Origin of the sequence: Phaeobacter inhibens DSM 16374 (genome assembly GCF_000473105.1) — a bacterium.
In the GTDB taxonomy this organism is placed as follows: Bacteria; Pseudomonadota; Alphaproteobacteria; order Rhodobacterales; family Rhodobacteraceae; genus Phaeobacter; species Phaeobacter inhibens.
Map to the genome: position 1 here is coordinate 1,876,028 of NZ_KI421498.1, position 24,666 is coordinate 1,900,693.

21 protein-coding genes and 1 pseudogene are annotated in these 24,666 nt (G+C 60.8%); 12 read left to right on the forward strand and 10 right to left on the reverse strand.

Annotation, left to right across the window (positions count from 1 at the left end):
• Positions 1-72 precede the first annotated feature (72 nt).
• The 3 genes from ctaD to INHI_RS0112800 all read left to right on the forward strand — a co-directional run bounded on the left by ctaD (position 73) and on the right by INHI_RS0112800 (position 3,385).
• Positions 73-1,746 carry a cytochrome c oxidase subunit I gene (gene ctaD, locus INHI_RS0112790; protein ID WP_014873767.1) on the forward strand — a complete coding sequence of 558 codons (1,674 nt, stop codon included), beginning with the start codon at positions 73-75 and terminating at the stop codon, positions 1,744-1,746.
• A gap of 143 nt (positions 1,747-1,889) precedes the next feature.
• Entirely contained in the window at positions 1,890-2,375 is a 486-nt protein-coding gene (locus INHI_RS0112795; RefSeq protein ID WP_027247898.1) for a DUF2244 domain-containing protein, read from the forward strand.
• Between the two features lie 224 nt (positions 2,376-2,599).
• Positions 2,600-3,385, forward strand: coding sequence for a prephenate dehydrogenase (locus INHI_RS0112800; RefSeq protein WP_027247899.1), 786 nt, complete (start codon positions 2,600-2,602; stop codon positions 3,383-3,385).
• 33 nt (positions 3,386-3,418) lie between these two features.
• On the opposite strand, the gene INHI_RS0112805 is transcribed toward INHI_RS0112800, so the two are convergent.
• Positions 3,419-3,892, reverse strand: coding sequence for a GatB/YqeY domain-containing protein (locus tag INHI_RS0112805; protein ID WP_014873764.1), 474 nt, complete (start codon positions 3,890-3,892; stop codon positions 3,419-3,421).
• 229 nt (positions 3,893-4,121) lie between these two features.
• Between INHI_RS0112805 and carA the strand changes: the two genes are divergently transcribed.
• Together carA and INHI_RS0112815 are read left to right on the forward strand one after the other, a co-directional pair.
• On the forward strand, positions 4,122-5,285 hold the full coding sequence (carA, locus tag INHI_RS0112810) for a glutamine-hydrolyzing carbamoyl-phosphate synthase small subunit (RefSeq protein ID WP_027247900.1): 1,164 nt from the start codon (positions 4,122-4,124) through the stop codon (positions 5,283-5,285).
• 253 nt (positions 5,286-5,538) lie between these two features.
• Complete coding sequence (locus tag INHI_RS0112815) at positions 5,539-7,362, forward strand: glycosyltransferase (RefSeq protein ID WP_036767322.1); 1,824 nt, start codon at positions 5,539-5,541, stop codon at positions 7,360-7,362.
• A gap of 19 nt (positions 7,363-7,381) precedes the next feature.
• On the opposite strand, the gene INHI_RS0112820 is transcribed toward INHI_RS0112815, so the two are convergent.
• Positions 7,382-8,035: a GntR family transcriptional regulator gene (locus tag INHI_RS0112820; protein ID WP_014873761.1), complete on the reverse strand. Its 654-nt coding sequence runs from the start codon at positions 8,033-8,035 to the stop codon at positions 7,382-7,384.
• Between the two features lie 178 nt (positions 8,036-8,213).
• Here INHI_RS0112820 and INHI_RS0112825 point away from each other — a divergent pair, with 178 nt between their 5' ends.
• From INHI_RS0112825 to INHI_RS0112840, 4 genes are all read left to right on the forward strand, one after another.
• The gene (locus INHI_RS0112825) at positions 8,214-8,855 is read left to right on the forward strand and encodes a pyrimidine 5'-nucleotidase (RefSeq protein ID WP_014873760.1); all 642 of its coding nucleotides are present in this window, start codon (positions 8,214-8,216) and stop codon (positions 8,853-8,855) included.
• 177 nt (positions 8,856-9,032) lie between these two features.
• On the forward strand, positions 9,033-9,278 hold the full coding sequence (locus INHI_RS0112830; protein ID WP_014873759.1) for a hypothetical protein: 246 nt from the start codon (positions 9,033-9,035) through the stop codon (positions 9,276-9,278).
• Positions 9,279-9,382: 104 nt separating this feature from the next.
• A complete protein-coding gene (locus tag INHI_RS0112835; RefSeq protein WP_027247902.1) occupies positions 9,383-10,579 on the forward strand; it encodes a UbiH/UbiF family hydroxylase in 1,197 nt (398 codons plus the stop codon).
• Between the two features lies 1 nt (position 10,580).
• Positions 10,581-11,273 carry a M50 family metallopeptidase gene (locus tag INHI_RS0112840; protein WP_014879293.1) on the forward strand — a complete coding sequence of 231 codons (693 nt, stop codon included), beginning with the start codon at positions 10,581-10,583 and terminating at the stop codon, positions 11,271-11,273.
• A gap of 1 nt (position 11,274) precedes the next feature.
• Here INHI_RS0112840 and INHI_RS0112845 read toward each other — a convergent pair whose 3' ends face one another.
• Both INHI_RS0112845 and INHI_RS0112850 read right to left on the reverse strand, forming a co-directional pair.
• The gene (locus INHI_RS0112845; protein WP_014879292.1) at positions 11,275-11,733 is read right to left on the reverse strand and encodes an Lrp/AsnC family transcriptional regulator; all 459 of its coding nucleotides are present in this window, start codon (positions 11,731-11,733) and stop codon (positions 11,275-11,277) included.
• Positions 11,730-12,185: an Lrp/AsnC family transcriptional regulator gene (locus INHI_RS0112850; RefSeq protein WP_014879291.1), complete on the reverse strand. Its 456-nt coding sequence runs from the start codon at positions 12,183-12,185 to the stop codon at positions 11,730-11,732. Before INHI_RS0112850 ends, INHI_RS0112845 begins: the two co-directional genes overlap by 4 nt.
• 131 nt (positions 12,186-12,316) lie before the next feature.
• On the opposite strand from INHI_RS0112850, the gene ilvC reads away from it, so the two are divergent.
• The 3 genes from ilvC (at position 12,317) to INHI_RS0112865 (ending at position 15,339) form a co-directional block, all read left to right on the forward strand.
• Entirely contained in the window at positions 12,317-13,339 is a 1,023-nt protein-coding gene (ilvC, locus tag INHI_RS0112855) for a ketol-acid reductoisomerase (RefSeq protein WP_014873754.1), read from the forward strand.
• Positions 13,340-13,428: 89 nt separating this feature from the next.
• The gene (locus tag INHI_RS0112860) at positions 13,429-14,343 is read left to right on the forward strand and encodes a DMT family transporter (protein ID WP_027247903.1); all 915 of its coding nucleotides are present in this window, start codon (positions 13,429-13,431) and stop codon (positions 14,341-14,343) included.
• Positions 14,344-14,430: 87 nt separating this feature from the next.
• Positions 14,431-15,339 (forward strand): DMT family transporter, encoded by a 909-nt coding sequence (locus tag INHI_RS0112865; RefSeq protein ID WP_027247904.1) that lies wholly within the window; start codon positions 14,431-14,433, stop codon positions 15,337-15,339.
• A gap of 82 nt (positions 15,340-15,421) precedes the next feature.
• Here the strand turns inward: INHI_RS0112865 and glmM are convergent, their stop codons facing one another.
• The 6 genes and pseudogenes from glmM to glyS all read right to left on the reverse strand — a co-directional run bounded on the left by glmM (position 15,422) and on the right by glyS (position 24,666).
• On the reverse strand, positions 15,422-16,768 hold the full coding sequence (gene glmM / locus INHI_RS0112870; protein ID WP_027247905.1) for a phosphoglucosamine mutase: 1,347 nt from the start codon (positions 16,766-16,768) through the stop codon (positions 15,422-15,424).
• Positions 16,769-16,790: 22 nt separating this feature from the next.
• The gene (folP, locus tag INHI_RS0112875) at positions 16,791-17,786 is read right to left on the reverse strand and encodes a dihydropteroate synthase (RefSeq protein ID WP_027247906.1); all 996 of its coding nucleotides are present in this window, start codon (positions 17,784-17,786) and stop codon (positions 16,791-16,793) included.
• Positions 17,783-18,703, reverse strand: a complete 921-nt coding sequence (locus INHI_RS0112880; RefSeq protein WP_027247907.1) for a dihydroneopterin aldolase — start codon at positions 18,701-18,703, stop codon at positions 17,783-17,785. Before INHI_RS0112880 ends, folP begins: the two co-directional genes overlap by 4 nt.
• A gap of 148 nt (positions 18,704-18,851) precedes the next feature.
• A complete protein-coding gene (locus tag INHI_RS0112885; protein ID WP_014873748.1) occupies positions 18,852-19,535 on the reverse strand; it encodes a cell wall hydrolase in 684 nt (227 codons plus the stop codon).
• A gap of 135 nt (positions 19,536-19,670) precedes the next feature.
• A pseudogene (locus INHI_RS20545) lies at positions 19,671-22,252 on the reverse strand (pyruvate, phosphate dikinase).
• A 185-nt stretch (positions 22,253-22,437) separates the two neighbouring features.
• Positions 22,438-24,666, reverse strand: a complete 2,229-nt coding sequence (gene glyS / locus INHI_RS0112895; protein WP_027247908.1) for a glycine--tRNA ligase subunit beta — start codon at positions 24,664-24,666, stop codon at positions 22,438-22,440.

Genomic DNA, 24,666 nt, shown 5'->3' on the forward strand with positions numbered 1-24,666 from the left:
AAACGCAAGATGAGTCTAGGCCCACCTATACGGTTTTTTGGGGCCTATCGTTATGCAACAGGAGGCACCTTAATGGCAGATGCAGCCATTCATGGTCACGGCCACGAAGACGAGCGCGGTTTCTTTACCCGCTGGTTCATGAGCACGAACCATAAGGATATCGGCATTCTCTACCTGATCGTTTCGGCGATCGTTGGTTTCATCTCCGTCGCGTTCACCGTTTATATGCGGCTTGAACTGATGGATCCCGGCGTTCAGTACATGTGCCTCGAAGGTGCACGTCTTTTTGCAGATGCGTCTGCGGAATGTACCCCCAATGGGCACCTCTGGAACGTTTTGATCACCGGCCACGGCATCCTGATGATGTTCTTCGTGGTTATTCCCGCGCTTTTCGGCGGGTTCGGCAACTACTTCATGCCCTTGCAGATCGGCGCGCCGGACATGGCGTTCCCGCGGATGAACAACCTGTCGTTCTGGATGTATGTCGCGGGTACCTCGCTGGCGGTTGCCTCGGTCCTCGCACCGGGCGGCAACGATCAGGCCGGTTCCGGCGTCGGCTGGGTTCTCTACCCGCCGCTGTCCACCAACGAAGGCGGCTTCTCCATGGACCTGGCGATCTTCGCCGTTCACGTCTCTGGTGCGTCCTCGATCCTGGGTGCGATCAACATGATCACCACCTTCCTGAACATGCGTGCCCCTGGCATGACCCTGTTCAAGGTGCCGCTGTTCTCCTGGTCGATCTTCGTCACCTCCTGGCTGATCCTGCTGTCCCTGCCGGTTCTGGCGGGTGCGATCACCATGCTGCTGATGGACCGTAACTTTGGGTTCACCTTCTTTGACCCTGCCGGCGGCGGCGACCCGATCCTGTATCAGCACATCCTGTGGTTCTTTGGCCATCCGGAAGTGTACATCGTGATTCTGCCGGGTTTTGGCATCATCTCCCACGTGATCGCGACCTTCGCACGCAAGCCGGTCTTCGGCTATCTGCCGATGGTCTGGGCGATCATCGCGATTGGTGTTCTGGGCTTCGTCGTATGGGCGCACCACATGTACACCGTCGGTATGTCGCTGAACCAGCAGGCCTACTTTATGCTGGCCACAATGGTCATCGCGGTTCCGACCGGGGTTAAGGTGTTCTCCTGGATCGCCACCATGTGGGGCGGCTCGATCGAGTTCAAAGCACCTATGATGTTTGCGTTCGGCTTCCTGTTCCTGTTCACCGTTGGTGGTGTGACCGGTGTGGTTCTGTCGCAGGCGTCGGTCGACCGTGCTTATCACGACACCTATTATGTGGTTGCGCATTTCCACTACGTGATGTCGCTGGGCGCTGTCTTCGCGATCTTCTCGGGCATCTACTTCTATTTCGGCAAGATGACCGGTCGTCAGTACAACGAGCTGGGCGCCCAGATCCACTTCTGGATGTTCTTCATCGGCGCAAACCTGACTTTCTTCCCGCAGCACTTCCTCGGGCGTCAGGGCATGCCGCGTCGTTACATCGACTATCCGGAGGGCTTCGCCTACTGGAACAAGATCTCGTCCTATGGCGCGTTCCTGTCCTTTGCATCGTTCCTGCTGTTCTTTGGCGTTGTGATCTACTCGCTGCTGCGTGGCGCTCGCATCACCCAGAACAACTACTGGAACGAATATGCCGACACGCTGGAGTGGACCCTGCCCTCTCCGCCGCCAGAGCATACCTTCGAAATCCTGCCCAAGCAGGAAGACTGGGATCGCTCCCATTCGCACTAGGGTGCTGATGAGCTGAAACACCGGCAGGCCCCGAAGCACCCGCTTCGGGGCCTTCTTCTTGGCATCAGCACATCCTCGCACATTGCTGAAGATGTCTGCCCCGGAGTGCTGGACAGCCTCTGCCGAGACGCTAAATTCACGCCATGCCCTACCAATGGACCACCGCCCGGACTGACAGTCACCAAGAGCTGCATCTTTGGCCGTATCAATCGCTGCCACCGGAGGGGTATGTGCGTTTTCTCGGAACGCTCGCTGCGCTGATCACCATTCCGATGATCCCGCTCCTCGGCAGCGCTGCGCTATGGGGCGTTCTGCCCTTTGTGACTGCCACGCTGTTTGCGGTAAAATGGGCGCTGGACCGCAGCCGCCGCGACCGTCATGTGCTGGAGGTGCTGACCCTTGACCCAAGCGAAGCGCACCTGGAGCGCATCAATCCGACTGGCAAGAGGCAGAACTGGAGCTGCAATCGGTATTGGACCGAGGTCGAGTTGCACACAGATGATGGCCCGGTTCCCAACTATGTCACCCTGCGCGGCAGCGGTCGCGAGGTGGAAATCGGTGCCTTCCTGTCAGAGGATGAACGCAAGGCGCTCTATGATGAGTTGCAGGCCGCATTTCGCAAGGCATGACAGGCCTTCGACCTGCAGCCCTTTGACATAGACACTCAGCCCGGCTATGGCTGCCATATGACCAATGCAAACCTGATCTTTTCGACCGTCTATTATCCGCTGTTTCCATAACGGCGGACGCATTCTCATTTCTTTGATGTTTATCCCGCCGCGATCCGGCGGTCTTAGGCATCATCTCCCATCCTTTCCATCGGCATCGCGGCACAGACCGGAGCCCGATTTCGATGCCCCAACCTCCTCAATTCTCCCGTATAGGCCTGATCGGCTTTGGTGCCTTCGGGCGGCTGATTGCCCGTCACCTGTCACCGCTGCTGCCGATCTGCGTATATGATCCGGTACAAACCGATGAGAGACCACGCCACCCATCGCTTCGGTTCGTCTCCCTCGCTGAGACCGCCGCTTGTCCCTTGGTGATCCTCGCCGTGCCTGTTGGCGCGATGGAACCGCTATGCCACACGCTTGCGCCACTGGTCAGGCCCGGGACATGGGTCCTGGATGTCGGATCGGTGAAAATGGCCCCCGCCGACGTGATGCAACGCGTCCTGCCACCAGAGGTCAATCTGCTTGGCACCCATCCGCTCTTTGGTCCCGAAAGCACCCGGCAGGGGCTCGCGGGTCAGAAAATCGCGCTCTGCCCCCTCCGCGGCGGTCGCCCGTTGCGCTTGGCGGCAGTGCTACGGCATATCTTCCGGCTTGAAGTGATCTGGACCACGCCCGAAGCGCATGATCGTGAACTGGCGACGGTACAGGGGCTGACCCACCTGATCGCCCAGGCCCTCAATCAGGTTGCGCCGGAGACCCTGCGGATGACCACCGCCAGTTTCGAGCTGATGCAGCAGGCCAGCCGGATGGTAACCGGAGATGCCCCCGGTGTGCTGGAGGCCATCCTGCGCGACAATCCGTTTGCGGCAGACATACGGGACAGCTTCCTAGAGCGCGCCGCCGACCTAGGCCGACACCCCGTCACGCCTCGCACACAACAAAGCCCGCCAAACGCGGCGGGCTTCTGATCTCTACACCGATATCCGCCAGTCAGCGGCAGGTCAGCAATCGCCCCCTTGGCAAAGCTGATCCTTGACCAGTGGGCCAACCTTGCCGAAATCCATCTGGCCGGTGTATTTGCCCTTCAGCGCGCCCATCACCTTTCCCATATCCCGGATCGATTGGGCACCGGTGTCGACAACAGCGGCCTTTACGGCCTCCGCCACCTCGTCATCGCTCAACTGTTTGGGCAGGAATTCTTCGATGATTGAAATCTCGCCCAATTCACGCTCGGCCAGATCCAGCCGCCCGCCCTCTTCATAGGCGCGCGCGCTTTCATTGCGCTGCTTGGTCATCTTACCTAGAATCGCGAGGATCTCAGCATCGCCGATCCCACCCGCTTCGCCATCCACCCGCTCGGCAATTTCGCGGTCCTTGATCGCGGCATTGATCAGACGCAGGGTTGCCAGTCGGGCTGCTGCGCGGTCCTTCATGGCCTGTTTCAGGGCCATATTGACCCGAGTTCGCGTATCCATTTATCTGTCCATTCCCACGGAGTCGGAAGCCGGATCTTTACCTAATGTGGTAGGGCAATTCAAGTTGCGGCCTTTCGAATGACGTTGGGGCACTCCCAAGCGGCCATCAAACGCGCAGCCGAGCCAGAAGACTGCCCGAACACCGCCGTATCACGTCCACGCAGGCTTGACGCCTTGCGGCCCTCCCCTTACAAGCCCATGAATTTTGCCCAGATTGGAGAGTCGCGCCATGGCCGATACCGTCACGCCCAAACCCACCGCATGTTTGGCGCTCGCAGATGGCACCATCTTTTACGGAAACGGCTTCGGAGCATACGGCGAAACAGTTGCAGAACTGTGCTTCAACACCGCCATGACCGGCTATCAGGAGATCATGACTGATCCCTCCTATGCTGGGCAGATCGTAACCTTCACTTTCCCTCATATCGGCAATACCGGCGTCACCCCGGAAGACGACGAAACCGCTGACCCGGTCGCGGCAGGCATGGTGGTGAAATGGGATCCGACACTGGCCTCCAACTGGCGCGCCACCGAAGAGCTGAAAGACTGGCTGACCCGGACCAACCGTATCGCAATCGGCGGCATTGACACCCGCCGGCTCACCCGCGCAATCCGCCAGCTCGGCGCGCCGCATGTGGCACTGGCCCATGACCCTGACGGCAACTTCGACATCGAAGCCCTTGTCGCCAAGGCCCGCGCATGGTCCGGTCTGGAAGGACTGGATCTGGCCAAAGACGTGACCTGCTCCCAGAGTTACCGCTGGGATGAGATGCGGTGGGCTTGGCCTGAGGGCTACACCCGGCAGGAGGCCCCGAAGCATAAAGTCGTCGCCATCGACTATGGCGCGAAACGCAACATCCTGCGGTGCCTTGCTTCTGCAGGATGCGACGTTACCGTGCTGCCCGCCTCCGCCACCGCTGAGGAGGTGCTGGCGCACAGCCCTGATGGTGTCTTCCTCTCCAATGGCCCCGGTGATCCCGCCGCCACAGGTGAATATGCCGTGCCGATGATCCAGCAGATCCTCGACACCACCGATCTGCCAATGTTCGGGATCTGCCTCGGCCACCAGATGCTGGCGCTGGCGCTTGGCGGCAAGACCGTCAAGATGAACCACGGCCATCACGGCGCCAATCACCCGGTGAAGGAAAACGCCACCGGCAAGGTTGAGATCACCTCAATGAACCATGGCTTTGCCGTGGACGGTCAGAGCCTGCCCGATGGCGTTGAAGAGACCCATGTCTCACTGTTTGACGGCTCCAACTGTGGTATTCGCATCTCAGATCGTCCGGTTTATTCCGTCCAGCACCACCCGGAGGCCAGCCCCGGACCGCAGGACAGTTTCTACCTGTTTGAGCGTTTCGCCGAAGCGATGGCAGCGCGCAAATCCGCGTAAACCTACACAGCTTTAGATAAGCCTGCGCAAAAAATACAGATCCATGGCGAGTTTTCGCCATGGATAACAGGGGTCTGGACAATAGCCCCGGGAAAAATCTCTTGCCCGAATCCAAGACCGCATAAACTGTTCAGTCATGGCCGAACACAACCTAAGACTGATTGACGCCGCGCGCCCTCTGATCAGGCGAGAGCGCCAAACGTCGTTTGAACGGCGTCTGGTTGAACATCACGCCGTCAGCAAAGATCACCTGATGCGGGCGCTGGTTCTACGCCAGCATCAGCGTGTTCCGATTGATCACATCCTTGTTTCCGAAGGATGGGCCAGTCAGGAGCAGGTTCTGGATGCGCTGTCGTCCGAGCATGGAATGCAACGGGTTGATCTGGGTGGCCATCGCCCTCAGGCGCGTCTGCTCGCGCGCAAACCCGCCCGGTTCTGGCTGCGTCGCTGTGCGCTGCCATATATGCAACTGGGGCAGACACTTGTGGTGGCGATTGCGCATCCGGCCGGTCTTGCAGAGCTGCAACGCGACCTTGCGGAGAGTTTTGGCGATATCCGACCGGTCATCGCCAGTGAGGCCCAGATCACCGAGCTGCTGACCGCGCATTTTCGTGACGATCTCGCCCGCCATGCCAGCGCCTGTGTGCCGCTGACCTACAGCTGCCGTACCCTGGGCCAGCCGAACTGGCTCGGTCTGCCACTCATCATCGGTCTGGCGACCCTTGCACTTGTCACCATCATGCCGAGGGTGGTTTTCACCTTGCTCTGCGGCCTTGCCCTTTTGACACTGCTGCTGTTCGTGCTGCTGAAATGCGCAGGTTTTTTGTCCCATCTTCAGGATCGACGCAGGCAACGTCTGCATCAAAGGGCCCGACCACAGCCCATAACCCCGCTCCGCTCCGATCAGGTGCTGGGCGTGCCGACAACACAGCGACGCTTGCCGCGGATCTCCGTTCTGGTGCCCTTGTACAAGGAAGCGGAGATTGGCCGCGCCCTGTTGAGGCGGCTGTGCAAACTCACCTACCCGCGCAGTCTGCTAGAGGTTCTTCTGGTGCTGGAAGAGGATGACGAGGTTACCCGCAATGCCATCCGCTGCGCTGATCTGCCTGAGTGGTTCCGGGTAATCGAGGTACCCGCCCACGGCGGCCTCACCACCAAACCGCGGGCCATGAACTACGCGCTGAACTACTGCCGGGGTGAGATTATCGGCGTATGGGATGCCGAGGACGCACCGGAGCCCGACCAGCTGGAGCAGGTCGCAAGCGCCTTTGCGCTAGGGGACAATGATCTGGCTTGCCTGCAGGGCGCGCTGGACTACTACAACCCCGGCCAGAACTGGATTTCGCGCTGCTTCACGCTTGAATACGCCAGCTGGTTCCGCATCGTGCTGCCGGGCATTGCGCGCCTCGGGTTGGTGGTACCACTGGGCGGCACCACACTCTTCATCCGCCGCGACGTTCTTGAGCAACTGGGCGGCTGGGACGCTCATAACGTGACCGAGGATGCCGATCTCGGCGTCCGTCTCTGCCGTCTTGGCTACCGCACGGAGATGCTGCCCACCACCACCTATGAGGAGGCAAACTGCCGCCCGTGGGCGTGGGTCAAGCAACGATCACGCTGGCTGAAGGGCTTCATGGTCACCTATCTGGTCCATATGCGCCGCCCCATTGTGCTGGCCCAGCAACTGGGCTGGCGGCAATTTCTTGGCTTACAGGCTTTCTTCCTTGGAACGGTCGGTCAGTTCTTGCTGGCACCCTGCCTCTGGACCTTCTGGCTGATCACCCTCGGGTTCGACCATCCCAGCACACCGCTGCTGCCCGCCGGGGCGCCCTATCTGGCTGCTGCGGTTCTGGTATTTTTCGAATTGCTTGGCATCACGATCGGGATCACCGCTGCTTTCGCCAGCGGACGGCGCTGGCTGGCGCTCTGGACACCCAGCATGATCCTGTATTTCCCGATGGGCGTGATCGCCGTCTACAAGGCGCTCTATGAGCTGATCTTCAAACCGTTTTTTTGGGACAAGACCGCGCATGGACAGTCGCAGAAACAACCGAAAACACCGCTTCCCCGAACATAGGGTGAGGGCAGCGGGTGCCCTATCCCTTGCTGCGATCCCCAGCGTCCTGTTTCAGCCGGGTCATGAAGGCCACCGAGATATGATCCTTCAGCGCCCTTCCCGCCGCCTCCTCGTCGCGTCGCTCAATGGCATTCACAATGTTCTTATGTTCCGCCTGCGCAATCCGCCCCCGGCCCTCTGCGGCCAGTGACGTGGTTGCCATCAGTGCCATGGTGCGATGCACAAGATTCAGCTGCTGCACCAGATAACGGTTGTGGGAGGCAAGATGGATCTGCTCATGGAAACGACGGTTCGCCTTGGCCAGCTCCGTCGGAGTGTCGACAAAGGCATCATCCGAGGTAACCATCTCCTGCAACACCCGAATTTCCTCTTCGGTGGCGTGGCGTGCGGCAAGGCTGGCGGCCAGCCCTTCCAACTCACGCCGCACCACATACAGCTCCGCCATCTGGTTGTGGTCCAGCGAGGCAACAATCAGCGACCGGCCATCACGTTCCAGCAAGGACTGCGTCTCCAGCCGCTGCAAGGCCTCGCGGATCGGGGTGCGCGACACGCCAAACCGTTCAGCAAGGTCGCTTTCGACCAGACGATCACCGGGGCGGTAGACCCCGACATCAATGGCTTCAAGGATCAGCGCATAAGCGTCGGTCTGGCTGGTGCTGCGAGTGAGGCTCATGTCGATCCTTGGATTGTTGCTCACCGATGTCTACAGGCCTCGCCGCCGTGCAATCAACCCCGGCCCGGCCAAGCGGTTAAGATCCGGCTGCTTATTCCTGCCAAAGAGCGCGTTTCGACCACATCTAGTCCGCCGGCAATGCTTGCAATTGCACAGGTCGCGGCCTAGGTCCCACGCCATGGTATCGCAATCTTTCTCTCACGTCCGCCACTGGGTGTTCGACCTCGACAACACCCTCTATCACCCGTCCGCCCGGCTGTTTGACCAGATTGAGGTCAAGATGACGGATTATGTCATGGCTGCCCTTGGCGTTGACCAGAAGATGGCCAACAAGCTGCGCGATGACTACTGGCGCGAGCATGGCACCACCCTTGCCGGGCTGATGGCACACCATGATCTGGATCCAGATCCCTTCTTGCTCGAGGTCCACGATATCAACTTCGATCAGCTGGAACCGGACATCCTGCTGGCCGAACGGATCAGAACCCTGCCCGGCAAACGGATCATTTATACCAATGGCACCGCGCCGTATGCCGAGCAGGTGCTGGCCGCGCGAGGGCTTGAGGGGTGCTTTGACGAAATCTACGGCGTTGAGCACGCGAACTATCGCCCCAAACCGGAGCGCCAGGCCTTTGACATCGTCTTTGCCAAGGCCGACATCGATACAGCGAAGGCCGCGATGTTTGAGGATGATCCACGCAACCTCCAGGCCCCGCATGATCTGGGCATGCGGACCGTCCATGTCGCGCCCGAGGCTACAGCCGGCGCGCATATTCATCACCATACAGACGATTTAACCCGGTTCCTCGGATTGCTCTGAGGGCAAGCGGGCTATCACGACCTCTAGTTGCGCATCCTGTCGCACCCCTGTGGCGCGCCGCCGCACCGGCCTTTTGTTGGGGTCGTGAAGGTATATATGGCTGGCATCTTTGACGCGCGCCCGTAGCTTCTTGCTGCTGTGATCCGCGCAGATTGCCCAGACCAAGGATGCCGCCCAATGAATGACATGACTTTTGACCACACCCAGCACCCGACAGCGCCCTCGGCCACCGCACCATCACCTGTGAGGCCGCCTGAAACCCGCAATCAGGCCAATGCGACGAAGGCTCTGCTGGCCATTCTGCTCTATGTGCTGCTCTGGGGACTTGCCGTCGCCATCTGGGGTCTGCCTGCACTATTCCTGCCTGCGGTGGCCAAAACAGCCGTCATGTTCGTGATCCTGGTGAGCATCACGCGCGGTTAGGCGTCGGCAACCGCAGTCAACGGCACCATCAAAAAGGACAGTATGTCGCTTGTCATTCTGACCAGCACCGGCCTATCTCAGACGTAGAGACGAAAGGCGGGTTCATGGCTGACAGTTGCGACATTCTGATTTCCGGCGGCGGCATCGCAGGGTTGACCGCCGCGGCGACACTGGGCGCTGCCGGGTTCAAGGTGATCTGCGTCGACCCGACGCCACCAGTGACGCTGCGCGATGATGCCGGGGCCGATCTGCGCACCACCGCAATTCTTCAACCGGCCAAGGCACTGCTGCAAGAGGCCGGGATATGGACCCGGCTTGACAGCCACGCCGCCCCGCTGGACATCATGCGGATCATTGATGCAGGCGGCGCTGAGCCTGTGGCCCGCGTCACCAAGGATTTCAAATCTGCCGACATTTCTGATCAGCCTTTTGGCTGGAACCTGCCCAACTGGCTACTGCGCCGGGAACTTCTGGCGCGCCTTGATGACCTCGCAACTGTGGATTTCCGTCCCGGCCTTGGTACCAGCGGCCTGTTCACACGCACAAATGCCGCACAGGTCACCCTGAGTGACGGCACCTGCGTCACCGCGAGGCTGGTCCTGGCCTGCGATGGACGTGACAGCCCCATGCGACGCGCGGCGGGCATCCCCGTACGAACAACCCGCTACGGGCAAAAAGCGCTGGCGTTTGCCGTCACACACGCGCTGCCACATCAGAATGTCTCAACCGAGATCCACCGCTCTGGCGGGCCGTTCACACTGGTCCCGCTGCCGGATCACAACGGCCAGCCCTCTTCCGCCATTGTCTGGATGGAGCGCGGCCCACGAGCGCAAGCGCTGCAGCGCATGGATGTGGACGCTTTCGAGACTGAAATGAACCGCCGCAGCTGTGGCGTTCTGGGACAGCTGCATCTTGCCTCCCGCCGCAGCATCTGGCCCATCATCAGCCAATCAGCCGCCCGCATGAGCGCTGAGCGCCTTGCACTGATGGCCGAAGCAGCCCATGTCGTGCCGCCTATTGGGGCGCAGGGACTGAACATGTCTCTGGGTGATCTGCGCGTTCTGCTGGATTTGGCGCAGGCCCGCCCCGAGGGGCTAGGTGATGCCGCCATGTTAGAAAGCTATCATAAGGCCCGCCACAGCGAGATTATGATGCGGGTGAAGGGGATCGATCTCTTGAACCGGACCTCCATGCTGACCCCGCGTCCGCTGCGCGACCTGCGCGCTTTTGGGCTCAATGCGCTCTACTCCATGGCGCCGGTACGCAAAACGCTGATGCAGATGGGGCTGGGTGTCAAATAAGATGCCATTTCTACGGCGTGTCATCACAGGACATTGGCAGCTGATCTGCCTGACGCTGATGATCGTGCTGCTCTGGTCCACGCCAGCAGTTCTGCCACTGCGTATCCTGACCGTCTTCCTGCACGAAACGTCTCATGCCATTGTCACACTGGCCACCGGCGGTGAGGTGCTCAACCTCACCATAGACCCCTATGAAGGTGGCAGCGTGACGTCGCGGGGCGGCAACCGCTTTCTGACGCTGTCAGCCGGGTATACCGGTTCGCTGTTCATTGGGGCTGCGTTGTTTGTCATCGCTCTGCGCACCGATTGGGACCGTAGGATTCTGGCCCTGTTTGGGGCGTTGACGCTGTTTGTTGCAGCCCTCTATATCCGTGACCTCTTCGCATTCGGTTTCACCTTGGTGACAGGCGCAATGATGTTGGCCACCGCCCGCTATCTCAGCCTTGCCGCCAATGACATGACCCTGCGGATTATCGGCATCAGCAGCATGATCTATGCGCCCCTCGACATCTGGGACGATACGATCGCGCGCTCTTACCTGCGCTCAGATGCCCGTATGATGGCCGAGGACATCGGCGGTACGACCGTAGTTTGGGGTGGTCTATGGCTGGCAATCAGTCTGGCAGTGATTGGGATCACGCTCCGATATGGGCTTGGCAAATCCAGCAATATCTCACTGCGCCGCAAGGTGTAGATCACCCCAGCGGGCCCGGCCTGCGTTCCTCGCTCAACAGCACATTTGCATCAACACTGCCCACGCCGGGCAGCGTCATCACCCGTCGCCGCAGCACCCGCTCGAAATCGGCAATATCCCGAGCGGTGACTCGCAGGCGGTAATCATACATGCCCAGAATATGCTCGACCGTTTGCACCTCGGGGATAGCAGACACTGCGCGTTCGAAATCTTCCAGGCTGACCCGCCCCTTGGTGGCCAGCTTGATGCCCAGAAAAACAGTCACACCAAAGCCCAGTTTGCCTGCATCCAGATCAAGTTTGCGCCCGGTGATAATACCTGCCTCCTGCAACCGGCGAATGCGGCGCCACGCCGCCGGCTGACTAAGGCCCAGCGCGCGCCCCAAAGCCCCCGCCGTTTGCGTGGCATCCCGGCTGAGAGCGCGCAAGAACGCATGATCAATCTCGTCTAACTGGATCATATCGGCAGCGCCTCGTTCGATTTGATCCGCGCCACATGCATCAGCGCCTCGATATCGGTGATATGCGGCAAGGTCAGGATCGCCGCACGGTAGATCTGCTGATAATGCGGCATGTCCCGCGCAATCACCGAAAGCCGCACATCCACCTGCCCCAGAAAGGTCTGGATCTCCAGCACCTCAGGGATCTCGCGTGCGGCGGGAATAAACTCATCAAAGGCCCGCGGATTGGTCTTGTCCAGCGTGATGCGCAGGGAGACCTCTACTTCATAGCCCAAGGCCCGCCAGTCGATCACCGCCCGCTGACCAAGGATCACGCCTCCCTCGCGCAGCTTCTCCAGTCGCCGCGACAGCCGCGACGCAGTCAGGCCAAGGCGGTCCCCCAGATCAGGCAGCGATTGTTCCGGATCCGCCTGCAGGTGGCGAAGTATGCGTCGGTCAAGGTCATCAAGCATGAAATATACGATATAGCCTCGTATGAAGAATAGCCATTGCATAATCGATACGATTTTCATCCCCATTAGGACTACTTTGCCTGCTAGCACCCCCTATGATGCCTTCAAACACGAACAAGAGGAATGTTATCATGCGTGTATACTATGACCGCGACTGCGACGTTAACCTGATCAAGGACAAGAAAGTGGCCATCCTGGGCTACGGCTCCCAGGGTCACGCCCACGCGCTGAACCTGCGCGATTCCGGTGCCAAGAACCTTGTTGTTGCGCTGCGCGAAGGCTCTGCCTCCGCCAAGAAAGCCGAAGGCGAAGGCCTTCAGGTCATGGGTATCGCCGAAGCCGCAGCCTGGTGTGACGTGATCATGTTCACCATGCCCGACGAACTGCAGGCCGAAACCTACAAGAAATACGTCCATGACAACATCAAGCCCGGTGCAGCCATCGCATTTGCCCACGGCCTGAACGTGCACTTTGGCCTGATTGAGCCGAAAGAAGGCGTTGACGTCATCATGATGGCCCCCAAAGGCCCCGGCCACACCGTGCGCGGCGAATACACCAAAGGCGGCGGCGTGCCCTGCCTCGTGGCTGTTGACACCGACGCCACCGGCAAAGCGCTGGAAATCGGCCTCTCCTACTGCTCCGCCATCGGTGGCGGCCGCTCCGGCATCATCGAGACCAACTTCCGCGAAGAATGTGAAACCGACCTCTTCGGCGAACAGGCCGTTCTGTGCGGCGGCATCGTTGAGCTGATCCGTTGCGGTTTTGAGACCTTGGTCGAAGCAGGCTACGCGCCTGAAATGGCCTATTTCGAGTGCCTGCACGAAACCAAGCTGATCGTTGACCTGATCTACGAAGGCGGCATCGCCAACATGGATTACTCGATCTCCAACACCGCAGAATACGGCCAGTACGTCACCGGCCCGCGCATCCTGCCCTACGAGCAGACCAAGAAAGCCATGAAGGACGTCCTGACAGACATCCAGCAAGGCAAATTCGTGCGCGACTTCATGCTGGAAAACGCTGTGGGCCAGCCCACAATCAAAGCCTCGCGTCGTGCCAACGACGAACACCAGATCGAAGTGGTCGGCGGCAAGCTGCGCGACATGATGCCTTGGATCTCGGCTGGCAAGATGGTCGACAAAGAGAAGAACTAAGGCGCCCGCGGATCCTTCCGCAGCTTTTTCCTCTGCAGGGCGCTCCGCATTGGGGCGCCCTTTTTATTTGAACCGATTGAGGCTTTCCCATGTCAGATTCTCCAAGTGGCGCCAATTGGGCCAAGCTTTTGTTCCTCGGTGTGATCTGGGGCGCCTCCTTCATGGCGGTGTCGCTGGCACTCAGGGGCTTCCCACCGATGACCATCGCCGCGCTCAGAATTCTGATCGGCGCGCTGTGCCTGCTTGCTGTGATCAGGGTCATGGGAATTCAACTGCCTACGCTGCGCACACATGATGGACGGATTATCTGGGCCTGCGCTTTTGGCATGGGGTTCTTCAGCAACGCTCTGCCGTTCACCTTGCTCAGCTGGGGGCAGACCTATGTGGCCAGCGGCTTTGCCGGGGTTTGCATGGCGGTGGTGCCGCTGTTTGTTCTGCCGCTGGCGCATCTTCTGGTGCCCGGCGAGCATATGACCCTGCGCCGCACTATCAGCTTTCTCATTGGCTTTGCCGGCGTGGTCGTACTGATCGGGCTGGACGCCTTCCGCTCTGCGGGTACGGATTTCGAATCCCTCGCCCGGCTCGCCTGCCTTGGCGCAGCGCTGTGCTATGCCATCGGTTCAATCATTACCCGGCTTTGCCCGAAGGTGAACATGCTGTCCCTCTCTGCCGCGGCGCTCCTCTGCGGTGCCGCCATGATGACGCCCGCCGCGCTCTGGGCCGAAGGCATGCCGAACCTGCCTGCCATCCAGCCGCTTGCCGCCGTGATCTACCTCGGCTTGCTGCCCACAGCCCTCGCTCAGGTGCTGCTGGTTCAGGTCGCCCGCAGCGCAGGTCCGGCGTTCCTGTCCACCGTGAACTATCAGGTGCCCGTCTGGTCGGTGATCTTCGGTGCCGCCCTGCTTGGCGAAACCCTGCCGCCGCAGCTCTTTGCTGCACTGGCGCTGATCCTCGGCGGATTGCTTCTCAGCCGCCGCCGACGCCCGCGCACGGCCTGCCCATGAAAACTGTTCGATAGATAACAAAGCAATTGTCATTGACCCAACGCGCCTGGCGGGGTTTTGTCGCGCGGTGAACCGGCGGAGGACCCTATGCCCAATATCGCACCGCGCTACTGGCTGATGATCGCCATCCTCGGCTTTGTCTGGGGCGGGACATTCCTGCTGATCAAGCTTGCGCTAGAGGGCACCACCCCGTTCTGGCTGGCGGCCAGCCGCATCGGGTTTGCAGCACTTCTGCTCAGTGCAATCTGGGGCGCGCGCGGGTTCAAGCTTTTCAAAGATCAGACAAACTGGCCGTCGCTGACCCTGATCGGCATCCTCAGCACCGCCCTGCCCTTCATGCTGATCTCGTGGGGGCAGCAGCATGTTTCCTCCGGATTTACCGGCGTCAGCATGGCCGCCATCCCGCTGATGGTACTGCCGCTGGCGCATGTTTTCATCCCAGGAGAGCAAATGAGCCTGCGCCGGGTGATCGGATTTGCCATCGGCTTCGGCGGGGTTGCAGTCCTGCTCGGCAGCAAAGCATTTGAAAGCAGTGGCGCGGCGCTTGAAGGCTATGGTCGCGCCGCCTGTCTTGCCGCTGCCGCCTGCTACTCGGTCAGCTCCATCCTGACGCGCCGCCTGCCGCCCGTGGATCCGTTGGGGCTGGCGGCCATCCTCCTGCTCATCGGGTCCGCGCTCATCATCCCCGTCGCCTGGCTGGCAGAGGGGCCGCCGGTGATCCCTGACACTCAAACCCTCTGCATTGCTGCAGTCCTGGGCCTGATCCCGACTGCCGCCGCAAACCTCTTGCGCGTTATCGTGGTCCGTGAGGCCGGTCCCACCTTCATGACACTGACGAATTATCAGGTGCCGGTTTGGGCCGTCGTGTTGGGCGCATTTTTTCTGGGCGAGGATCTGCCGCCTGCGATGCTAATGGCGCTACTGCTGATCCTCAGCGGCCTTTGCATCAGCCAGTTTGGCGCCCTGACACGGCTGTTTGGGCGCACCAAAAAATAGTCCATAGGATAAAAAGTGCCCGCCAGCTGACACATCAGCAGCGGGCAATTCCAGCCAGTCTCGTCGCAATCCCAAGACAGCTTTATTCGGCGACAGCCGCCTCAACCGCAGCGACCACGCTGTCCACCGCTGCCGTCAGCACCTTGGCGTCTTCACACTCTGCCATGACCCTAACCAGCGGTTCAGTGCCTGATTTGCGAATCAAAAGACGGCCCTGTCCGGCCAGCGTTTCCTCTGCCACCCTGATCGCCGTCTGAACCTGATCGCTTTCCAGTGGAGTCTGCCCGGCAGCAAAGCGTACGTTTTTCAACAGCTGTGGCACAGGAGCAAATTGCTGCGCGAGCTGAGAGGCCGGTTTGTCGGCGCGCACCATCTCCGCCAGGAAATGCAGCCCGGCCATCAACCCGTCACCGGTGGTGGCATAATCCGTCATCACGATATGGCCGGATTGCTCACCGCCAAGGTTGAACCCGCCCTCACGCATCCGCTCCACCACATAGCGGTCGCCGACAGCCGTGCGTTCAAGGGCAATGCCGCGCGCCGCAAGATGACGCTCCAACCCAAGGTTCGACATGACGGTTGATACCAGCGCATTCCCCGCCAGTACCCCGTCCTCAGCCCAGCGAGTTGCCAGCAGTGCCATCAACTGATCGCCGTCGGCCACCTTGCCCGTTTCATCAATAATGATCACCCGGTCCGCATCACCGTCCAGACAGATCCCGACATGGGCGCCATGAGCGACAACGGTCTCCGCCGCCGTGCCCGGATGGGTCGATCCGCAATCGCGGTTGATATTGGTGCCATCCGGCGAAACCCCCACCGGGATCACCTCCGCCCCCAGCTCCCACAGGATCTCCGGTGCGGCCCTGTGCGCGGCACCATTGGCGCAATCGATCACAACTTTCAGCCCATCCAGACGGATATCGCGGGGCAACGAGCTTTTGACACGCTCGCCATAACGGAACCGGGCATCGTCGATCCGTTTGGCGCGGCCAATATTCTGCGCTTGCGCAGGCTCAACACCCGCTTCGATCAGCGCTTCCAACTCCATCTCGACTGTGTCGGACAGTTTGAACCCGTCGGGGCCAAAAAATTTGATCCCATTATCCGCCGCCGGATTGTGGCTGGCAGAGATCATCACGCCCAGATCAGCCCGCATCGACCGTGTCATCAGGCCGACAGCCGGCGTCGGCACCGGGCCAAGCAACAGCACATTCATACCGGTAGAAGCCAAACCCGCCGTCAGCGCGCTTTCGAACATGTAGCCCGACAGGCGCGTATCCTTGCCAATCACAACACGATGCACACCAGAGGCATCACGACGAAAATACCGCCCCACGGCGGCGCCGATGCGCAGCGCCATGTCCGCAGTCATAGGGTGAATATTGGCGGTGCCGCGCACGCCATCAGTGCCAAAGAATTTGCGCATATCAGCCCTTTCGGTCGGGGTCTTATCGGACGGCCTGCCACAGGCGAACCGCCTGCACCGTCTCAGCAACATCATGCACCCGCAGGAATTGCACGCCTTGGGCCAGGGCTGCAAGCCCTACCGCAATAGAGCCCGGCGCGCGGGCGGCGGCATCCGGCTCATGCCCCAGCTTGCCAATGAACCCCTTGCGGGACACGCCCAGCAGGATCGGACAGCCAAGGCCGTGAAACAGGCTGAGACTACGCAACAGGATCAGATTGTGCTCCAGCGTCTTGCCGAAGCCGATACCGGGATCAATCACGATCTGTTCGCGCACGACACCGATATCCTCCAGCCGGTCAATCTGCGCTTTGAGAAAGTCATAGACGTCGAGCAACACATTGTCATAGGTCGGACTGTCCTGCATCGTCGCGGGATCGCCCTGCGCATGCATGATACAGGCAGGTACCCCGGCCTGGGCCGTCAACGGGGCCAGCGCCGGGTCAAAGGTAAAGCCGGACACATCATTGGTGAGGCTTGCACCAGCTTCCAGCGCCTCTGCCAGCACCACGGCCTTGCGGGTGTCGATGGAAATCGGAACCTGCGACTTGGCTCGGATCGCGGCGATCACCGGCGCGGTGCGACGAATCTCCTCCTCCTCAGGGACCAGAACAGCACCGGGGCGGGTGGATTCGCCGCCAACATCGATAATACTGGCACCATCAGCCACCATCTGCAGCGCAATCGCGCAGGCCGTGCCAACCTCATCGTGCTGACCACCATCGGAAAAACTGTCAGGCGTCACATTCAGAATGCCCATGATCTGCGGCTGGGTCATATCCAGCCCAGCGATCGTCGCGCGGCGCGCGGTCAGCCGGTGCCGGACATCTTCGGGCAGCAGCCCTGCAGGCATCAGCCGTGGCGGCGCACCGCGGTCCAGAACTTCGACTTGAGTAAACCAAAGAGCGCCACTGATCAGCGACAACGCTCCCTCGGGGCGGTTTTCCCCGTGCTGAACCAGCGGCCGGTAATAACTCACAGTTGGGTCTGCTCCACATCCACAGCGCGCAGTGGCACCCCTGGATTATCAGGCAGTGCAGCGCCAATCACGATCATTTCGCCAGCCTCAAATGTGGCAGCGAACCACGCAGCCAGCGCCACCGCATCGGAGGGCGCCGCTGAGGGGCCATCTACGGCATCCAAAACGATTTTTGACGGCGCCCAGACGCAAATCTGCCCGTTTTTCATGCCCCAGTCCAGCTCCGTCCGCGTGGAAACAACAACGCAGCGGTCATCCTTTGCGGCCAGCCGCCAGGCGTTCTGTTCAATGGCCAACAGATCAATCCGCCGCTGGGTCCATTTATGACCCGTTTGCGGTGTTGCCAGCTCATGCGCGCCTACACAGAGGATCAGCGGACGCTGGCGGCATTCCATCTGGTCAATCCAGCCGGTCAGACCGTCGCTGTCGATGGCGCTATTGGACAGATACATCAGCCGTGGGTGCGGGCGTTCTTCGCTGTCCACCTCGCTGGCAACCTGATCGCGCGCGCGCACAATCTCGACGCCGAGCGCACCGGGGCCGCGGTCCAGCTTTTCGATCCGCACAAAGGCGCGCACCGCCTGCGGTTCCAGAAGGATCCGCTCCGCGACCCGCTCCGCCAGGGTTTCCAGCAGGTTCAGCCGCTCCTCCGACAACTCATGCGCAATCGCCTCAGTCACACGGTCATAAGACAGAATGCGGTCAACATCGTCGTCCAGATCCGCAGGCAGCGGTGCAATTTCCACAACCACGTTAAAGCAGATCCGCTGGGTCGTGCCGCGCTCCGCCTGAAACGCACCGATCTCGACTTCTACGGTATGATCACGCAGGGAAATCCGGTCCAGTGGCCCACGAGACGCAGTGGCCTCAGACCGTTCCGAGGGGTGCGCAAATGCGAGACGAATTTCTGACGACATAACGATCGGGCCCCTGACTGGCTATCTGGCGGTGAGGTTCCAGCATAAACATGCGGCGCCCGCATAACAGGCCTTCATGCGCCATACCAGTGGCCGAAAGCGGCGCCGCCGAGGATTCCACCCCGGCAGCTCTACAGTGAAACACGTCTTAGTTGTTGAGGGCAGTCCGGAACCGATCATCACGGTAGAACAGATGCACGCCGATCCGAGCGGTCTTGGTGAAGCTTTTGCTCCAGCGCGGGCGTACCGCCGTGGTGTGATAGTAGGTGGCGCCATCCGTAATCCCGGTGGTTGCCCCGTCCATCACCAGACGCGCCACTTTTGAGACCCGCTCAAAGGCGGTTTTTTCGCGGATCACTTCCTTGTGGCCATCGCAGGTGTAGGTGAACTGGCACTGATACTTGCGCCCGGTCCCCTGGTTGATCACGCCGCAAAGGCTATCGGGGAACTGCGAGGATTTCACGCGGTTCATGATCACCTCGGCAACGGCGAACTGGCCCTTCACGGTCTCACCGCGCGCCTCGAAATACAGCGCCTCGGCAAGACAGGCGAAATTGTCGCCACCTTTGGCGACGGGAACAGTGTCCAGCCAGGCCTTGGTAAATTTAACTTCGGTCGGCTTGGCCTTCTTGCCAGAGCGGTTGAAGTTGAAAAAATTGTTCAAACGCCCGGTCGGTACGGCGTTCAGGGTGGATTGCTCACGCTTGAACAACGCGTCCAAACCGGAATCCGCATATACATCTTTGGCCGCTGCCAAGGCGGCAGCAAACACGGCAGCTACTGTCAGAATCTTCATCAGGGTATCCCCACTAGAAAGGTCGCGCACGGCCATCCCAACGTCACGCGATCGCACCTCCTAGTGGAAATCCCTCCAAACGTCCAGCGACGGGACAGCGCACCCCTCAGCCCGCTGGGTCGGCGTCAATCCGCCCGCATATCTCCCCCTTGGGAAAGTCCCTTGTTTTTCTTAGGATTTTAAGGATTCGGGTGGAGATTTTCCGGTTTGGCTGGAAATCGCCAACTGCGCCGCAGCAAGCCGAGCGACAGGCACCCGGAACGGGGAACAGGAGACGTAATCGAACCCTGCTTCGCGACAAAACGCAATCGATTCGGGGTTGCCGCCGTGCTCGCCACAGATCGACAGGGTGATATCCGGGTTTTCCGCCCGTCCCCGTTGCACCCCCAGTTTCAACAGCTCGCCCACACCATCGGTGTCCAACACGTGGAACGGATCCTCGGGAAAGACCCCCTGATTGACATAGGCTGACATGAACCGCCCGGCGTCGTCGCGCGACAGGCCATAGGTCATCTGTGTCAGATCATTGGTTCCAAAGCTCAAAAACGCCGTATGCGGTGATATCTCACCGGCCCGCAGCGCCGCCCGTGGCGTCTCCACCATAACGCCCAGACGATAGGTGAAATCCTCACCGCGTTCGGCCTTCACCGCCAGAGCGACGGCATCAATGCGCGCCTTGACCAGCTCCACCTCACGCTTGGCAGACACCAGCGGGATCATGATCTCCGGCACCACCGGATCGCCCTCCTTGGAGGCATCCAGAGTGGCCTCAAAAATCGCGCGCGCCTGCATGTCGTAGATTTCCGGCACCGTGACCCCCAGCCGTACGCCGCGCAGGCCGAGCATGGGGTTGTATTCCTCCATCTCTTCAACCCGCCGGGTCACATCACTCACCGGGATACCCAGCGCCTCAGACAACTCACGCTGCCCCGATTTGGAGGTCGGCAGGAATTCATGCAGCGGCGGGTCAAACAACCGGATACAGACCGGCAACCCTTCCATGATGCGAAACAGCGCAAAGAAATCCTCCCGCTGCATCGGCAACAACCGCGCCAGTACCGCCGCACGACCCTCCGAGGTCTCGGCAAAGATCATCTCCCGCATCACCGTCAACCGGCCGGGATCAAAGAACATATGCTCGGTGCGGCAAAGGCCGATCCCTTGCGCATTGAACTTGCGCGCGGTTTCGGCATCTTCCGGCGTATCCGCATTGGCGCGGATGCCGATGTCACGCACCTCATCGGCCCAGGTCAACAATGTCTGGAAGGCGCCGTCTTCAGCCGCCTCCAGCATCTCCGGCTGTCCGGCCAGAACTTCGCCGCTGCTGCCATCAATCGTAATTGTGTCGCCACGCGTGAACACACGCCCATCCGTCGCAATCAACTGCTTGCGTTTGCTGTGAAATTTCAGATTGGACGCCCCGACGATACAGGGCAGGCCCAGCCCACGACCGATCACCGCCGCATGGCTCGTGATGCCACCCCGTTCTGTCAGCACCCCAACCGCAGCATGCATGCCACGCACATCCTCGGGCGAAGTTTCACGCCGCACCAGAATACACGGCTCACCCCGCGCCGCACTGGCCTGCGCCTCCGCCGCCGTAAACACCAATCGCCCGGTGGCCGCACCGGGACTGGCCGCAATGCCCCGCCCAATCACATCGCGGGTCGCATCCGGGGCCACCTGCCGATGCAGCAGCTCGGTCAGGATATGGGCATCCACCCGCATGATCGCTTCCTCACGCGGGATGATACCATCCTCGGCCAGAGCCACCGCAATCCGCACGGCAGCCTGCGCCGATCGGGTGACGCGCACCCCGTCAAGGATATGCACCGCCCCGCTGACGATTACAAATTCCACCTGCATCTCTTCGCGCAGACGTTGGCGCATCAGCCGGGCATGGGATTTCAGATCGGCAAAGGCTTCCGGCGCGGAGTCTTCCAGCGACGGCCCCGCGTGGATCCCGCTCCAGATACAGCGCCTCTGCCCCCGCACCCAGCGCATCGCGTCCTTGACTCTGGCTCAGGTACCGTCCGGTGATCTGCGGTTGCCCGGTCTTGGTATTGACCAGCTGCAACACGCCCGAACCGCATTCGCCCTGACCAAAACCGGGCACCATTTCCTGTACCACCAGTCCCAGCCCCGCATCCGCAGGCGCGCCCTTGGCCCTGCCGCAACAGCCGGGCCGAGGTGCCTTCCCAAGCCCGCGCCATCGAACGCAGAACCGCCGCCAACTGTTCCGCCGGGTCCTGCGGAAACGGCTCGTCGGTCTCGGCTTCATAGGCGTGCAGAACCTCGCTCAGCGCATCCGGGCCACCGTCTTCGACATCGTCAAACACATCCGGATCCAGCCGCGCCACATGCACCGCATAAGACTGCACAAACCGCAGATAGAGCGCCGCTGCCCCATCTCGCCCCAGACTGTCGCACAGGTCAACGTAGCGCGCGTCATTCATGCCGATGTTCAGGATCGCACCAGGACCGCCCCAATCCGGGTCCTGTGACGAAGGCCGCACACAGAGCAGCGCATCAGCCGGAAACGCCTCAACAATAGAAGCCATATCGGGCATCTCGCCCTGCGCGATCCCATGCACCGCCCGAAACGACAACGCCACGGTGCGCGGCACCGGCAGATCCAGTCGCACCAAACGCTGCAGACATTTCGCCCGTCCACCATGGGTGTGGTTGGCAATCGGCGCCACCGGCGTGATCAGCACGGAATCCGGCGTCTCATCGTGGGTGGGGCCTCCCATGTCTTGATCATATTTCTGCACTGCGGCACCTTTCCTTTGCTATGCAGCATAGCCCTGTCGCCCATTCCCGCAAGGAAAAGCACGTGGCCCAAAAGGAGAAAACCGGGACGACCCTGAGATCGCCCCGGTTTCCAGATGTCTTGCTGTCACGGACCGCGCGGCTAAGTCGCGCCCCATGGGGGAGATCAGCCCTCGATCCGGGTCAGATCGGCGACCTGACCGCAGACTTTGCGGATCTGGCTCAGCAGGTTCAGACGGTTGCGGCGCACCACTTCATTGTCGGAATTGACCTGAACCGCCTCGAAAAACGCATCCACGGGGGCGCGCAATGCAGCCATGCTGCCCATGGCAGCCGCGAAATCTTCGGCCTCGATGGCCGAAGAAATCGCCCCCTCGCTCTGCGCCAGCGCGTCGAACAGGGCAATCTCGCTGTCATCCTCGGCGAATTTCTTGTCCGCCCCATAGGAATACTCGACGCCATCCTTCTCCTCGGCCTGCGCCAGAATGTTGTTGGCGCGTTTGAAGCCCTGCAACAGGTTGGGGCCGTCGTCAGACGCCATAAAGTCCTCCAGCGCACGGGCGCGTTTGACCAGCAGCGTGAGGTCATCGTTGCCCTCCATCGCGATGCAGGCGTCGATCACGTCATGACGGATGCCCTGATCACGCAGGAAGACCTTGAGGCGGTCGTGGAAGAAGGACAGAAGATCAGACGACACATCCGGCAGCTGCTTCTTCAGCCGCTCGATATGTTTGGGCAGATCCCCGTCGAAGGCATCCAGCACCGTTCGCACAGCAGAACCAAAGACACCGTGATCGGCGATCTCGTTTAGCATGTCCTGCATCAACCCGGTGGCAACCGGGTCACCACCGTTCTGGGCCATTTCATGGCGCAGCAAATGGGCATCAATTGCCCCGTCCAGCCGCATCCGCACATCATTCTCCAGCACCAGGCGGATCACCCCCAGCGCAGCGCGGCGCAGGGCGAAGGGATCTTTGGAACCGGTGGGTTTTTCATCAATCGCCCAGAACCCAGTCAGCGTGTCCAGCTTGTCCGCCAGCGCCACGGCAACTGACACCGGCTCTGTCGGCACGTCATCCGACGGGCCAAGCGGCGAATAATGCGCTTCGCAGGCATTGGCAACGTCCTGCGGCAGGCCAGCCGCCTCCGCGTAGTAGCGCCCCATAAGGCCCTGCAACTCGGGGAATTCATAGACCATTTCAGAACTGAGGTCGGCCTTGGCAACCCGTGCGGCCTGCTCTGCCAGATCGGCATCGGCGCCGACAACCGGCGCAATCTCGCGGGCCAGCGCGGCAATGCGGTCAATCCGCGCCGCCTGCGTGCCCAGCTTGTTGTGGAAGGTCACATTGCCTAGCTTCGCCACCCAGGGCTCAAACCCCTGCTCGGTCACCGTGCGCAGATCATTCTCCCAGAAGAACTTCGCGTCCGCCAGCCGTGCCGACAGAACTTTTTGGTTGCCCGCCAGAATGGTCGCACCATTGTCGGCGGTCTCGCGGTTGGCGACGGTGATGAATTTCTCAATCCGCCCGGTCTTGGGATTGCGCACCGAGAAGAACTTCTGATGTTCCTTCATCGAGGTCTGCAAAACCTCCGGTGGCAGCGCCAGGAATTCATCGTCAATGGCGCCCATCAGCACCACCGGCCATTCCACCAGTCCAGCGACCTCGGCCAGAAGACCCTTGTCCTCAACCACCTCCAGCCCGCTGGCAAAGGCCTGATTGGTGGCCTCCTGCCGGATTGCCGCTTCCCGCTCGGCCGGGTCCAGCACCACATGGGCGCGCTTCAGCTTGGCGGCATAATCGTCGAACCCAGTGACGGTGATCTGATCCGGCGCCATGAAACGATGGCCGTACGTGGTGTTGCCCGAGGCAATGCCGTCGATATTCAGCGGCACAACCTCAGCACCGTCTTCCTTTGACAGGAGACAGACGATTGACTGCAAAGGACGCACCCAGCGCAAACTGCCGGTGCCCCAGCGCATGGACTTTGACCAGGGGAAGTTCCGGATGGTGTCTTCCAGCACCTCGGCAATGATCTCTGCCGCTGGGCGGCCCGGCTTTTCGATCAGTGCGAAATAGACCGCGCCCTTAGGTGTTTCGCGCTCTTCCAGCTGGTCACGGGTCAGGCCCGCCCCGCGCAGGAAGCCTTCGATCGCCTTGTCCGGCGCCCCCACTTTCGGCCCCTTGCGTTCTTCGCGCACGGTTGGGGAATGCTCCAGCAGCCCTTCCATGGCCAGCGTCAGACGACGCGGCGTCGACAGCGCATGCGCGCCCGCATAGGTCAGACCTGCCTCAACCAGACCATCGGTAATACGCTTTTTCAGATCCTCAGCCGCACGCGCTTGCATACGGGCCGGGATTTCTTCGGAAAAGAGTTCAATCAGCAGATCGGGCAT